At 59.1% G+C, this 13,928-nt stretch carries 11 protein-coding genes and 3 pseudogenes; 2 read left to right on the top strand and 12 right to left on the bottom strand.

The window, feature by feature from the left end; all coding sequences use genetic code 11:
• Positions 1 to 26 precede the first annotated feature (26 nt).
• The 10 genes and pseudogenes from C2H86_RS24710 to C2H86_RS24660 all read right to left on the bottom strand — a co-directional run bounded on the left by C2H86_RS24710 (position 27) and on the right by C2H86_RS24660 (position 8,738).
• Positions 27 to 554, bottom strand: a complete 528-nt coding sequence (locus C2H86_RS24710; RefSeq protein WP_159410282.1) for an HvfA family oxazolone/thioamide-modified RiPP metallophore — start codon at positions 552 to 554, stop codon at positions 27 to 29.
• Between the two features lie 186 nt (positions 555 to 740).
• A pseudogene (locus C2H86_RS24705) lies at positions 741 to 1,082 on the bottom strand (HNH/ENDO VII family nuclease); the annotation flags it as partial.
• 102 nt (positions 1,083 to 1,184) lie between these two features.
• Positions 1,185 to 1,604, bottom strand: coding sequence for an NTF2 fold immunity protein (locus C2H86_RS24700; protein ID WP_159410281.1), 420 nt, complete (start codon positions 1,602 to 1,604; stop codon positions 1,185 to 1,187).
• A 1-nt stretch (position 1,605) separates the two neighbouring features.
• Positions 1,606 to 3,656: pseudogene (locus tag C2H86_RS24695) on the bottom strand (RHS repeat-associated core domain-containing protein).
• Between the two features lie 401 nt (positions 3,657 to 4,057).
• A complete protein-coding gene (locus C2H86_RS24685) occupies positions 4,058 to 4,477 on the bottom strand; it encodes a hypothetical protein (protein ID WP_159410278.1) in 420 nt (139 codons plus the stop codon).
• 10 nt (positions 4,478 to 4,487) lie between these two features.
• Positions 4,488 to 5,633 (bottom strand): PAAR domain-containing protein, encoded by a 1,146-nt coding sequence (locus tag C2H86_RS24680; protein ID WP_205524567.1) that lies wholly within the window; start codon positions 5,631 to 5,633, stop codon positions 4,488 to 4,490.
• Positions 5,630 to 6,205, bottom strand: coding sequence for a DcrB-related protein (locus C2H86_RS24675; protein ID WP_159410277.1), 576 nt, complete (start codon positions 6,203 to 6,205; stop codon positions 5,630 to 5,632). The genes C2H86_RS24680 and C2H86_RS24675 overlap by 4 nt, the downstream gene beginning before the upstream one ends.
• 58 nt (positions 6,206 to 6,263) lie before the next feature.
• Positions 6,264 to 7,061 (bottom strand): annotated as a pseudogene (locus C2H86_RS24670) (type VI secretion system Vgr family protein); the annotation flags it as partial.
• A 331-nt stretch (positions 7,062 to 7,392) separates the two neighbouring features.
• Positions 7,393 to 8,163, bottom strand: a complete 771-nt coding sequence (locus tag C2H86_RS24665; RefSeq protein ID WP_159410276.1) for a hypothetical protein — start codon at positions 8,161 to 8,163, stop codon at positions 7,393 to 7,395.
• A gap of 86 nt (positions 8,164 to 8,249) precedes the next feature.
• Positions 8,250 to 8,738 (bottom strand): isochorismatase family protein, encoded by a 489-nt coding sequence (locus C2H86_RS24660; protein WP_159410275.1) that lies wholly within the window; start codon positions 8,736 to 8,738, stop codon positions 8,250 to 8,252.
• A 119-nt stretch (positions 8,739 to 8,857) separates the two neighbouring features.
• On the opposite strand from C2H86_RS24660, the gene C2H86_RS24655 reads away from it, so the two are divergent.
• Positions 8,858 to 9,709 carry a GGDEF domain-containing protein gene (locus C2H86_RS24655; protein ID WP_159410274.1) on the top strand — a complete coding sequence of 284 codons (852 nt, stop codon included), beginning with the start codon at positions 8,858 to 8,860 and terminating at the stop codon, positions 9,707 to 9,709.
• Positions 9,710 to 9,793: 84 nt separating this feature from the next.
• Positions 9,794 to 10,090 (top strand): DUF3144 domain-containing protein, encoded by a 297-nt coding sequence (locus tag C2H86_RS24650; RefSeq protein ID WP_159410273.1) that lies wholly within the window; start codon positions 9,794 to 9,796, stop codon positions 10,088 to 10,090.
• A gap of 182 nt (positions 10,091 to 10,272) precedes the next feature.
• Here C2H86_RS24650 and C2H86_RS24645 read toward each other — a convergent pair whose 3' ends face one another.
• On the bottom strand, positions 10,273 to 11,268 hold the full coding sequence (locus tag C2H86_RS24645) for a hypothetical protein (RefSeq protein ID WP_159410272.1): 996 nt from the start codon (positions 11,266 to 11,268) through the stop codon (positions 10,273 to 10,275).
• Positions 11,269 to 11,947: 679 nt separating this feature from the next.
• The gene (locus C2H86_RS24640) at positions 11,948 to 13,912 is read right to left on the bottom strand and encodes a heavy metal translocating P-type ATPase (protein ID WP_159410271.1); all 1,965 of its coding nucleotides are present in this window, start codon (positions 13,910 to 13,912) and stop codon (positions 11,948 to 11,950) included.
• Between the last annotated feature and the right edge of the window lie 16 nt (positions 13,913 to 13,928).

Here is a 13,928-nt window from a genome sequence, read left to right as displayed (position 1 = left end):
CGGCCTGGGGAGGATGCCGCCGAGGGTCAGTTCTTTGCCTGGCTCAGTTTGCTGTACAGGTCGGTCGGGAATGGATTGCCATTGGCGTCGAACTGGTGCTTGCGGAACTGGTATACCTCGGCCTCGGAAAGGTAACCGTCGTGGTTGGCGTCGATCGCATCGAACTCGGCACCGGCCTTCGGGGCGACTGCCAACAGCTCGGCACGGGAAACGCGGCCGTCATGGTCGGCGTCGGTGCGGGCGAACGAGGCGTCACCACACTTGCCTTCACCGCATTTGCCTTCGGCCTGGGTGACCTTGCCCTTGGCACCGCTGGCGCCACACTTGCCCTCGCCGCACTTGCCCTCGGCCTGGGTGGCCTTGGCCTTGGCGCCGCTGGCACCGCACTTGCCTTCGCCACACTTGCCCTCGCCGGCCTTTTCTGCGGCGGCCAGTTGGTAGCCTTGTGGCAACGCTTCGACGGCAAACGCCGAGGAAGCCAGGTTGATACCGCCTACCAGGGCGATGCTCAGCAGGCCGAGACGAGTCTTGTTGGGGAACTGGATACGGGACATGGTGTTTCTCCTGATAGTCGTACGGTCATGCCTCAAGGGCGAAAGAGCCAGGGAACGCAGGCCGTGGGGCTTGTTCGTTCGGGCTGGCCCATTTGGCCCCAGGGATGTATCCCGGGCGTATCAGGAGGGCGAAGGTTTTGTATGTGAGTGTTGTGGCAGGCGCAATGATACAGTGAGATACAGCCACGAAGGGTCGTACTGATAACGGCGGTGAATCGGGTTGTAGGCGTGTTCCACCAGCAGCGAGGTATTGATGCCATTGTTGTGCACCTGTGAAAACTGATCGGCTGGCAAGGTCGAGGCAAACTGCCAGGCCTTGCGCCCCATGGCGTCATAGCCAAAGCAACTGGTGAGCTTGCCCTGGGGGCGGTAGACCTCGCGGTGCAGGTCATCGCGCTCCATGTCGCTGATCACCTGCCCATCCAGGTTCAACTGGTGCAGGTGGCCGCTGCCGTAGCACAGGTGGTTGACCTTGCGGCCATCCGGCAGGGTCAGCGTGGTCAGGTTGCTGAGCCGGTCGTATTCGTAGCGGATCCACTTGCCCTTGGCAACGCACGTTACGCGGCTCGGCAAGCTGCGTAACGTGCATTGCAGGTGCCTGGTCTCTGCCGTCGGTGTGAGTCAGTTAGCTCACAAAGGAGCGCGACGCCATTTTTCATCAAAATTCAAAACCTCTCTCTTCTTTATTTTCCACTCACCTTCTTTTTGAGCCATATAAATCCGAGAAATAGTTTCAGCCCCGTTGACTTGCTGCACGCGCACAGTCAAGTTTTTTTCATCGCTCTCCAGAATCTCAAATCTGTCAGAATCGGGATCATAGGTTGCAGGCTTTGTGCACCCCAAATCTATAAGGCGTCCATAGTTAAACTTGTCCTTCATGGCGTACTTATTTAGAATGCGCTCTAATTCATGCGCATATTCCTCTTTCAAACCAACTTTATCAACCCCCTCGCCAAGGGTTAGTTTGCGCTTGGCAAAAAAATCGACCTCCCACACCTTCATCTCCCCCATGAAAGCAATGAGACTCTCCGGCACATTTTGAATAGACATATTAATTCCCAAAAATACCCTCAAGAATTTTTACGCCTTGATGATAGACGTCATAAGTTATAGATGTGGGGCGCGTGCCGCCGCTACCGTATATGAAATTAAGCTCAACATCGACACCCCCCTTTTTCTGAACCACATTTGCAACTTGAGATTCGAATACTCTGAATTGCCCACGATTTATCCCTTTCAGCTGAGGGAAGACACCATTTTTAGCTCCTGAACCGCCTAAAATTTTACCAATAATGTGTCCAGCGTCATCGTCTGGATTTCCCATCAACCGAGCCCATGCTCTCGAAGATTGATTGGTTGCCGTACCTGACCTCAGATCGCCCCTCGTGATCGTAGCGGTCGCCTTCAAGGGTTGGCCTGCCATCCCTTTGGTAACATGTGTGGTGACACACCATCCTAAAGGATCAAGCCACCCCGTAGAATTAGGAGCATACTTGTAAAGATTGAATCCACCCAGTAGCCCAATAGGATCTTGAGTGGTAAAGCGTGCGACCTCGGGATCGTAGAAACGGAACGTATTGTAGTGCAGCCCCGTTTCGTCATCGAGATACTGGCCTTGGAACCGTAGATTCTGCTGGACCTGATCGACTGCCAGATGCTCAATCGCCCCCCATGAACGATACGTCGCTTGCCAAACAATCGTGCCGTCGCTGTCCGTCAGCTCCAACGGTGTACCAATCTGGTCCGTATGGAAGTAGTAGAGCTTCTGATCGTCGCCTTCCACCTGATCGACCCGCGCCAGCGGCGCGTAGCTACCCGGCTCATACAGGTACAAGATGCTCTGCTCCGGCGTCTCCTCGCGCAGCATCCTCAAACCTTGCCAGAGGAAGTGTTTCTGCTGAGTTTTACCGTTGACCTCCGTCTGCTTGGCCACCCGCCGCCCGAGGCTGTCATAGCGGTACTTACCCCAACTCTCCAGCGTGCCCTCGCGCAACTTCTCGGCATGGACAAGTCGATTTTCGCAGTCGTAACTGAAACTCTGCAGCTTGTCGTACCCCGTGCGCTTCTCGATCAAATTGCCCCAGGGGTCATACCTGTATTCCTGATCCCGCCACCGCTTGATCCGGTTGTCGTTGACCTGGGCAAACTGCCGAGCATTGAAGTCCAGGCGGTTGGCTGCTGCGTCGTAGCGAAATTCTTCACTGCTGATCAGTGAGCCGGTATCGCGTCCGCGCAACTGGCCATTGGCTTCGTATTCATACCGGGTCTCACCGCGCAGCTTGTCGAGCGTGCGCACCAACTCGCCGGCCGGGTCGTAGTGGTATCGGCGGTGAGTCGGGTTATAGGCATGCTCCACCAGCAACGAGGAATTGATACCGACGTTGTGCACCTGCGACAGCTTGTCGGCTGGCAAGGTCGAGGCAAACTGCCAAGCCTTGCGCCCCATGGCGTCGTAGCCAAAGCAGCTGGTGAGCTTGCCCTGGGTGCGGTAGACCTCGCGGTGCAGGTCGTCGCGCTCCATGTCGCTGATCACCTGCCCATCCAGGTTCAACTGGTGCAGGTGGCCATCCGGCATGGTCAGCGTGCTCAAGTTGTTGAGCCGGTCGTAGTCGTAGCCCAGGCTGCCATCGGGTGTGATTTCTTGCGTCAGCCGGCCCAGCAGGTCGTAGGCATACGCCAGCTTTTCTTCGGTCACCCAAGTTTCTTGCCGATATCACTCGGTTGCCTGTGGATACTCAGCAACCGGTCGGCCTCGTCGTAGGCGAAGTCTTGCCGGGCATCGCGGTTGACCTTGGCCAGCAACCGGCCAATGACATCCCGTTCGAACAGCGTATGTCGCTCAGGATGCTCGCCGTTTTCGCCGTAGCCGATTTCGTCCAGGCGAATCAGACGGCCACTGACGTCGTAGCTGAAACGCCGGGTCAGGTTGTCCACCCGTATTTCTTCACTCAGGCGGTCCGACGCGTCATAGGCAAAGCGGTAGGCCGCATTGTTTTCTTTGACCAGTGCGGTCAGGCGCAGGGCCTCGTCGTATTCATAGCGGATCCACTCGCCCTTGGCGTCCTGTCGGCGGCTCGGCAGGCCGCGCGGGGTGCGTTGCAGACGCGTGGTCTGGCCTTTGCCGTCGGTGTGGGTCAACACCTGGCCCAGGGCGTTGTAGGTGAAGGTTTCCGCACTTCCGTCCGGATGGCGGATGCGCAGCACCTCGCCGTCCGGCTTGCGCTCCAGCGCGGTGGTCTGGTTCAGCGCATCGCTCACCGCGATCAGGTGCTGGCGATCATCGTAGCGGTAGTAGGTGCTCTTGCCGGAGCAGTCCTGAAAGTGCTCGACCTGGGCATGGGCGTTCCACCGCAGGTACCGGGACTTGAAGTTGTCATCGTTGATCGTGTGGGCAGGCCAGCCGTCGCTGGGGTCGTACACCCTATAGGGCTAAAACCATTCAATGACCCCAGAAAGTTTCCTGTATGCAGGGGCTCAACATCATGCTCAGCAAACTACAGGTGCTAGTTAAACTCCTGAAAATCCGCATTCTCCAATCCAAACTTTTTAAAGACCCTAATTGCGTCTTCCGAAATAACCAGACGGTTATCCTGGCTTAGCCCGAAGTCAGACACACCAGCTACACCATCTACTTTCAACCAGACAAAGTCTGGCAGTGCCATGCCTGGATTGATCTCTTCAAATGTTTCCGATTTTTTTATAAAAACAGGTCCGAAACTGCACCCTGACAGGCCAGATTTTCTTATTGCAGATGCAGCCACCTCGGTAACAATATAGCAAGGGAAAGATTCAACCAGATGATCACCAAGCCAGTCGTCAAATTCATATTCTAAAGAGGAAATAGTTGGAGGGTGCATAGAGGTATCCATCACGGTTCCGTCACCAAGCCCTCCAGCGACCTCTGGACCAATAAAGTAATGCATAGAGTCAACCTTATCTAACTGGTGGAGTAAATTCAGCTCCAAACATACCATCTATCTCCGTTGCCTTGTCAAGTAATTGATGCTTGGTAGGCTTGGGGAATTCCATATAAAACTTATTCCATTCCTTTCGAATTGCGCTCAGGTGTAGCCTTGAATTTTTCTCCTTGGGAATACCCCTTAAGTTTTCAAGCGAATGGAGCTCCTCATTTTTTACGAGTCCCGGATATCGATTTTGAATCTGTTGCTCAACTGCGTGATGAACAATTACCTTTCCGCGCTGCTCAGGATATGCATTGAAAAAGGTTGTTCTGTAATCATCAGAATTAGCTTTTCCAAAAGTGGCTCGCGGTTGAAAATCATCACTTGAAGCGCTTAGGCCCGCTGAGCTTCTTTGGGTGATCTTTAAATTTCCACCGTTCGACCCAAGCCCACCAACTGGTTGAATTCTGTACCTCGCAGTCATTCCACCCGCGACGACAGCACTACCAAAAGCCATTAGCTTCTGTTGATCTGACCCTTCGCCGTAATGACGTCCACCAAACCGATATCCCGCCTCACCGCCAACTACACCCCCAAACATCCCCCACAGCGCCATTTCCGGCCCCACCAACGCCACGGCACTGGCAAGTCCAAACCCTATTACCGTGGCCTCAAGCCAGCCCGGCACTTCCGGATCGATCTCATCGGTAGTTTCAGAGCCACCACCAATAAAAACGTTTGATGACCCGGCGCTGATCCTTGCATCACATACCGTGCGATCCCCAGCCCTCGCTGCGGGTTGCCCGTTGATGTAAACAGACCGACTGCCCTGGGCCAGGGTTTTGCTTACTCCGGGATGATCGGTGCACAGCGCCTGATCGACATGCGCCCTGGCAGCGGGCCTGCCATTTATATGCACGTTGTCAGAGCCCGAAGTAATCCAGCCTGTTTCGCGTTGAGCATGGGAGAGGCTCCCCAGCAACTGGCCAAAGCCCGCACCGGCTGCCGCCCCCGCGCCGATCATGGCGCCAACTGCCAGACCACCCAGCCCTCCGGTGCCGACCACGGCAATCCCGATCAATACTGCGCCGGCACCCAAGGCAAGGCCGGCCAATAAGCCGCTCAATGCGCTGGAATGCTCGATCGGATCATCCTGTCGCGCAGCCGCGCCGGTCATGCGGTGACTGCCTTTTCAGCCGCGGCGCCACGCAACTCCAAGCTGCCGATCATCTCGTCGAAGGCACTGCGCTCAATGGCCGTCATACCTTTTGGGTTGTTGCTGGTGGCGGTGATCTGTATCAGAAGCGGGTGGTCATGCTCGTCCCGGTGCAGGAAAATCACTTGAATCTGGTGCACGGGCTGGCCTTGTTGACGCCAGCGCAGCTCAGCCCGTCGAGCCTCCAGGCCTGCTACCTCGACCGGTGAAACCGGCTCGACCCAGTGAATATGGGAAAGTGATTTTTCCAACGCCTTCAATGCCTGCTGAGAAAGCGCTTCGAGATCTGCGTCGGGTGGGACCTGCGACCGGCCTATTACCAGCGAGAACGGGCTTGGCCCGATGTCAGTCAAGGTCAAGAGTTGAAATGTCTTGTCCTTCAAACTTTCCGGCCGAACAAAACTCAGTTCATTGGTAAAGAAGCGTGGAGGCGGTATCGCTTTCAACGCCTCCTGTTCCAACCGCTCACGCTCAAGTCGCTCTTGCTGTTCACGCCGCTGTGAAAGACGGTCGTAAATATTCGGACGATGCATAAGACTGTTCCTTGTCCCTGACTAGTTCTTGTTCAAATTGATGAGGGTGCTACCGGTTTTCAAAACGCTGCACGTCGCCTTGCTCATTGAGGCTGCACAGGGCCACCGGCAGGCGGTTGCGGGGTTGGCGGTAGTCGAAGGTTTGCGCGGCGATGCTCCCGGCCTGCAGCTGGCGCTGGCCGCACCACTGGGTGATCGCGTCGGCGGTTTCGGTGACGGAGGTGCTGTGGAAGCGGATCTGCGCTTGCTCGGGAAGCGCGTCGAGCATCGTAGAGTCGTCGCAGATGACCAGGGTATGGCCTTCGCGGCTGTGTTCGAAAAAGTAGAACAGCCCGGCGTCATCCAGCAGGCGCTGGACGAAGTTGAGGTCGCTTTCGCGGTACTGGGTGAGGTAGGTGTGGCGTTTCTGCGGCTGGCTCAGGCGCAAGGCGTAGTCGGCATAGGCCGGGTACAAGGCGAAGACGTCCGCAAGTACGTCAATGACGGTGCAGTTCTGGAATATGCGCGTGTCGGTGCGGTGCCTGAGCATCGTCAGCCAAGGACTCAGGGTCGCGCCGTAGCGGTCCAACGCGCCGTCGCTGCCCTGGCTGGCAAAGCGCGTGAGGTAGCCGTTGATGAAGCGCGGCGCGGCATCGGCCAGTTCGATCTCGAGGCTGACCTGCTGGCCGATCATCGACTTGAGCGGCATTTGCGGTGCGTCGCAGATCAGCAGCAGCTCATAGGCGAACGGCTGCGACAGGGCCTCGGCGCCCCTGAAGCTTTCCAGCAGCAGCGGCTGGTCGGGGTCGGCCAGGTGGTGAAACTTGAACAGTCGGCGATGCTGCGGCGAAAGGCGCTCTGCCAGGTCCATGATCATTGCGTTGTCCTTGAGGGCGAGAAGCGCTCGGAGGCTAGGGCAATGATCGAGGAGCTGACAATGAACGGTGTGTTGAGGGAAAAACGTGTGTGTAGGACAGAGAAGCCGGGTGATTTCGCACATTCCTACACAGCGCGATAGTACCCGTCGCCGGGAAAGAGCGCCGGCCCAGCAATGGCGCTATTTTGCGGCGAATGCACGTCCGACCGGCACTTCGCCCTCGCACATCAGTAAATCTGCTTTCAAACAGCCCCGCCGAATCAAGGAGTTACAAAATGACCGCCAGATGTATTGATCGGCCGCTGCCGGAAAGCGCCATGTGTCGCGACGATCATGCCCGGCGGCGGTCCAGCAGCTTGGCCAGGGCGAAGGTCGCCACCACTGCCAGCACCACGGCGGCGGCAATGGACGGCACGGTGCCCCACTGCTCGATGAAGCTGTTGACCGTCAGGTAGAAACCCAACACGCCCACACCACCAATGGCGTTGCCGCGCACGATCGCCCCCAGCTCATGGTGCCCGCCCTGGACATGGGCGAACACCGCCAGCGGCCAGGCGATTACCGGGATCGGCGCCAGCAGGCCGCTGGCCACCGGCCCGAGCCACTCGGCACTGGCGGTGATCGCCACCAGCAGCGCGGTGGCCGTGAGCATGCGCATCGGGATCACCCAGCGTGGCAGTTGCACCACCTTGGTGGTGCCGGTGGGCGCCGGTTGCGAGGTGACGACGATGATCAGGCTGAGCAGCGCCAGGGTCACCACCACCGACAACGCCACCCAACCCAGGTGGCTCATCAAGGCCGCCATGGCAGCGTAAACCGCCAGCGCGGCGATGCAGCCGGGGAATGCGCCGATCCGTCGCGTCACCCGGTAATAGAACAGATAGGTCGCCTGGACTGCCGCCAGGCCGGCCAAGGCCCCCGGCACGGCCTGCAAGGCAAAGCCAGGGCCCTGTTCGAGGCTCAGGAACAACACGACCAGGGCTGAAGTGACCGGCAGGCCGGAGAGCAGCCCGCCGATTTGCGTGCCCCAGCGTTTGGCCGCCAGCGAGATGGCCAGCATGAGTGTGGGGGTGATGAGAAACTTGAGGTAAAAGGCAGTCATGGGGGCTAGCGCGTTTCGAAAGAAAGGGGGCCAAGTGCATCGGCGTCCCCATGCTAAACGATGCGCGCTGGCTTTTCGCGGTTTTCTCAGCGGCCCGACTGCGCGATCTCGGCCATCACCTCGGCTCGAGTGGTCACGTTGCCAAAGTGGTGCTTCCAGAGGTCGGTACCCAGCTTGCCTGAGCGGTCCAGCGATGAGCCGACGGTCAGGTCGGTCACCAGGGTCGGGCAGAGCCCGGCATCGAACAGCGCGAAGCCTGCCGCCAGCACGCAGGTTTCGGTCTGCATGCCGCACACCAGCACGCGTTCAACGCCGAGCTGCCGGATGTGGGCAATGGTCTCGGCGGTCTGGCCATAGCCATGCTTGATGAACACCTGGTCCACCTCGACCAGGCACTCGTCTTCGGCCGCCGGGTGCCAGCCGAGCTGGCGCTGGAACGGCGTCACCTGCTCATCGTGCAGTTCGACCGAGGCGATCGACGGAATGCTCGCTGACAACAGACGTATCCCGTCCACCAGCCATTCGGGTGGGCTGAAGGTGGACTGGACATCAACGATGAGCAGAACCTGCTGCATGAACGACTCCTGAATGCTCAAAACGGCCGCGGAGTATATCTGTTTGAATGGCCGCTGGTGGAACCAACCCTGCTCTGTGTATGCTGGCCACGCCCGAGCCCGATGCAGCGGACGCACCTATGCCTGTTGACCTGCAAGCACTTTACCCGAAGCTGATCCAGCTGATGCTCGACACGGTGTTCGTGGTCGACCGGGACAACACCATCGTGTTCGTCAGCAATGCCTGCGAGGCGTTGCTCGGTTACCGTGCCGACGAGCTGATCGGCACCCCGATCACCCGCTACATGCACCCCGAAGACCTGGACGCCACACGGGCGTCGATCATTCGAGTGATGAACGGCCAGTCGCACAGCGACTTCCGCAACCGCTACCTGCGCAAGGACGGTGGCGTGGTGCACATCCTCTGGTCGGCCTTCTGGTCCGAAGAGGTGGGCGCGCGCATCGGCGTGGCGCGCAACATCACGGCGCTTACCCAGGCCGAGCAGCAGTTGCGCTTTCTCGCCCACCATGACCCGCTGACCCGGCTGTGCAACCGCTCGCTGTTCAACGAGCGGTTGGCCAGCGCCCTGCGCCACGCGCGCCCGTTTGCGCTGCTGTTCCTGGACATCAATGACTTCAAGGGCATCAACGATGTGCACGGGCATGCCATCGGTGACCAGGTGCTGTGCGCCGTCGCGCGGCGCCTGGAGGGCTGTGTCGGCCCTCAGGACACGGTGGCGCGCATGGGCGGCGACGAGTTCACCATGCTGCTGAGCGACTTGAGCTCGGCGGGCGCGGTAGCCGAAAAGATGGCCCAGATCCTCGCCGCCATGGCAACGCCGTTGGCCAGCGAGCAGCGTGCGCTGCCCACGCCGTCCTGCAGCATCGGCGTGGCCTGCTACCCGGACGACGGCGCAGACATCGACATCCTGCTCAACTGCGCCGATGACGACATGTACCGCAACAAGCGGCGCCGTTCCGTGGCGCGATAAGCTGCTGCCGGTAATTGCTGCCGGCAGGTGCCCGCTGTGGCATGCTGCGCGCCCCGCACGACAGGCCCACACAGGTATCCCGCCATGACCCAAGCCACCGACCAGGCATTCTACGACCGCGCCGATGCGCATATCGACCTGGCCAACCAGCAGCTCGACTCCCTCGCCGACATCGGCAAGGTCAGCGCCTCAATGACCTTCGCCGCCAGCCGCTTCAGTGCCTGGCTCAGCGCCCGCAACTTCAAGTCCGGCGCCGAAATGGCCGCCGCGCGGGAGGAAATCCTGAAGTACTTCAGCGAACAGTACCGGATGATGCTGGAAGACAACGTCGACGAGTACATCGAGCAGTTCGACCGTTACGTGCTGGGCAAGGAAAGTTGAGTTTCAGACCCTGAACTGCACCAGCACCCGGCAGGCGTGGGCAACGCCTGCCCTAGTCACGCGCAGGCTTTGTTGCACGGGCTAAAGGCAAACCCTCTGGGAATTAGGTGCCGTTCATGATGCTGCTAACCAGGAATCTAAATTCGTGAGCCGTACGAAAATCACAGAACGACCCGGTGAAATTATTTTTCCTTGGTTGAGATGGTCACATACCAATTACAGTCATTGCTTTCGAGTTCAGCTTGCTGCTGGTGCCAATCTCCCTGCTTGCGCACCAGGCTCAATGCTGCTTTGAACCTGACGAACTCGACGCCATTTTTGAACCTTTCAGTGCGGTAGGAACTCTTCCAGACTTTAGTACAGTTGGCATAGGAAGATGACGAGCACCAGCCAGCGACCGGTGTCAACTCACCGCTTCTGTCTTCCTCATCGCGCTCTACGGGCGCCACCGTAGCTCCCAGGGCGCCAAGAATATTACTCATGAAGCGCTCGTAGCGCTCACCATAACAGTACGCCTTGACTGTCGAATCATCACCTTCTTCTACTCTCTTACCGGCAACGCCAGTAGGCCCTACCCAGAATGAAGTATAAAATTCCTTCTTCAACGTAAGGAATGTAGATTCCGCGACATCATCGACGAATTTGGTATACGAATCGAACTTGAAACCCAGGAAATTTCGCACGCTGTAAAAATACAGCACCCCTTTTTCACTCTCCCACTTTCCATCGCGGTCAACATCGCTTCTCTTGGTGCCATACGGAATATCAGACAGGCTTTTCGTCGATCCCGAAGATGATTGCGGATCCACGCCCTTGGAGGCGTCAGGCACGGGATCAATTTTGTTGATTCGATCATATACATCATTCACAGTTTTTATCTTTTCCGACGTAGACATCGTCTTGTCGTCCATGATCAATACACAGATCTGCCATTGATAAAATGCATTCGTACGTGATTTTTCCGCATCCGGATATTTGGAAAAAATTTCGGTCTTTGACTTTTCAATCGCGCCATCGAGTGAAGCGGAGCCTATTTGCTTGAACAAAACCTCAGCCTCTCCCTTCAGTGACGCTTGAAGCGCAGTATTACTAACTGGCGGCGCCTCCCCGCAACCCACTGCGAGTACCTTCTCTACCAGCAGGAAAAACAATAAAGACGCAAACATCACCCGTTTCATAAAGCCTCCTGCACCCGTATCTACAGACCAAGACGCTTGCGCCCCTCGGGACGGAATCATTCACTGCACGATAGTCCATCGCTGACAGAGCGTGTAGTTTTGCAGCGCGTACAGGTCGTATGCGTTTACCCTCGCGTACTGAACAGCATTTATACAATTCACCTATTGACCAAGGGAACACTCAGCCAGCGCATTAAAAAGGTCAGCCATCATTCACTTTCGAAATAAAGAAAGCGACCGCTTCAGCCACCCCACTCAAACTGGACAACTGGCTCCCCCCCGGCTACTGTCATCCTGAAAAGTGCGAAAAAGCCCTTATTGAAACTTCTGACTACCTACGGTGGTGAAGGCAACTAACGCTGCCCGTCGATCGCAGGTGCATGCAACCAAACGATTTCACCCCGTTCAAGCTGAACATTGCCCCCTTGAAGTTCCGAATGGAGAAGGTGTGACTCCCGCGTCCTTGACACTCAACTGAACGACACCACTTCCAGAGGACACACCATGGCAGTCGGACAAGAAAAAACCCATCGCCTGGTCGCCGACGGTGTGGTTGGCCTGCCACCCTGCGCGCACTGGGCATCGACTGGCCAACGGAGGCTTGAAGCATGGACGGAATGAAAGCGCCCTTCTACCCCATCATCCATGTGCGCACGAAACGGACTGACGCCGTGCTCAGCTAGGGCTGCAGCGCCGGTACCGCATTGCTCTGCCCGAGCCGTTCGTCATAGCGCAACAGGCGCCCGGCGTTGGTCAGCACCAGCAGCGTGCTGAGATTGTGCAGCAGCGCGGCGACCATGGCCCCCGCCGCGCCCAGCAGGCCGAATGCGGCGGCAACCACGATCGCCAAGGTCCAACCGAGGCCGATCAGCACATTCACCTGGAGTGTGCGTCGGCACTCGCGGCTGAGGCGGATACAGGTGGCCAGGCGCCGCAGGTCGCCGTTGATCAGCACGATATCTGCTGCGGCCAGGGCAATGTCGGCACCGTTGGCGCCCATGGCCACCCCGACCACACCGGCCTTCAGCGCCAGCGAATCATTGATGCCATCCCCCACCACCAACGGGCGAAAGCCCAGCTGCAACTCCTGGTTGACGTGGTGCATCTTGTCTTCAGGCAGGGCTTCAGCCACCACCTGCGTCATGCCGACCTGCTCGGCAATGGCTTCGGCGACACGGCTGCGGTCACCGGTCAGCAGCAACTGGCGCTGCAGGCCAAGCTCGCGCAGCTGCTGCATCGCCTCGGCAGACTCTGCCCGCACATGGTCGGCCAGCAGCAGCCAGGCGAGGAACTGCCCGTTCAGCGCCAGGCCGGCAATCGGGCCGTCATGCTCGGGCACGGGCGGCACCTGCAGGCCCAGTTGGCGGAACAGCTCCGGGCGCCCCAGGGCCGCTTCACCCTCGGCGGTGTGCGCCACCACACCAAAGCCCTGGCGTTCGTGGACGTCCAGCAGGGCCAGATGCTGCTCATGGGGCACCAGCGCCGCCAGGGCCCGGCTGACCGGATGGCTGCTGGCAGCGCCGAGGCCGGCCGCAAGGTTGACGATATCGGCCTCGGGCAAGCCCGCCGCAGTGCCGACCACGCTACGCAGACGCAGGTCGCCATAGGTCAACGTGCCCGTCTTGTCGATCACCAGCGAAGACAGGTCGGCCAGTTCCTCGAGGAAGGCCGAACCGCGAATCAGGATGCCATGCCGGGCAGCGACGGCAATCCCCGCCACTGCAGTCGCCGGCGCCGACAGCACCAGGGCGCACGGGCAGGCAGCCACCAGCACGGCCAGCATGGCCTGGGCATCGCGGGTGATGAACCAGGTCACGGCGGCAATCAGCAACACCAGTACCAGGTAGCGCCCGGCGTGGCGTTCGAGCAGCCGGGTAATGGGCGGCTTGGCTTGCTCGGCGCGCTGCATCAGGGCGATGACCTTGCCCAAGGTAGAGTCATCGCCGACGCGCGTGACCTCTACCCGCAGCAAACCGTCCAGGTTGATCGAACCTCCATGGATATCCATGCCACTGGCCACTTCCAGCGGCAGCGCCTCGCCGGTGATCGGCGCGGTATCGAGGCTGGCCTGCCCCTGCAGGACACGGCCGTCGGCCGGCACGCGGTCACCGGCACGTACCTCGACCTGGTCACCTGGTTTGAGGCTGGCATTGTCGACCTCGCGCACCTGGCCATCGGCATCGATCAGCCGCGCATGGCTGCGGGTCAACTGCCCCAGCGCGGCAATGGCCTCTTGCGAGCCCAGCACGCTGCGCTCTTCGAGCATGTGCCCGAAGATCATGATGATCGGCAGCAGTGCCGCAGTGGCCAGGTCGCCGGTTGCCCAGGCGCCCAGCATGGCCAGGGCGATCAGCTGATCGGTAATGCCGTGCAGGCTGGGGTGCAGCAGGCTGAACCAGGCCGAGCGCAGTACCGGCACCGCCACCAGCAGCGAGGCAGCGCCCAGCAGCAGTTGGCTGACGCCCTCTTGGGTCGGCGCCAGCCAGCGCCAGGCCAGCCCCAGCGCCAGCAACCCCAGGGCCAGCATCGCCAGGGTCAGCTGGCGTGCGGCAGTGCGTTGCTCGGCCTGCGATAGCAAGCCGGACGTGAGGTGGGTGTGGGCATGGTGATGGTGCCCGTGACCATGACAGTGATGAGTACTCATCGCGAGCAGCTCCAGA

This window comes from Pseudomonas putida, from assembly GCF_009883635.2.
In the GTDB taxonomy this organism is placed as follows: domain Bacteria; phylum Pseudomonadota; class Gammaproteobacteria; order Pseudomonadales; family Pseudomonadaceae; genus Aquipseudomonas; species Aquipseudomonas putida_W.
Note: the sequence above shows the minus strand (reverse complement) of the source record. Positions and strands in the feature narration are given on the sequence as shown.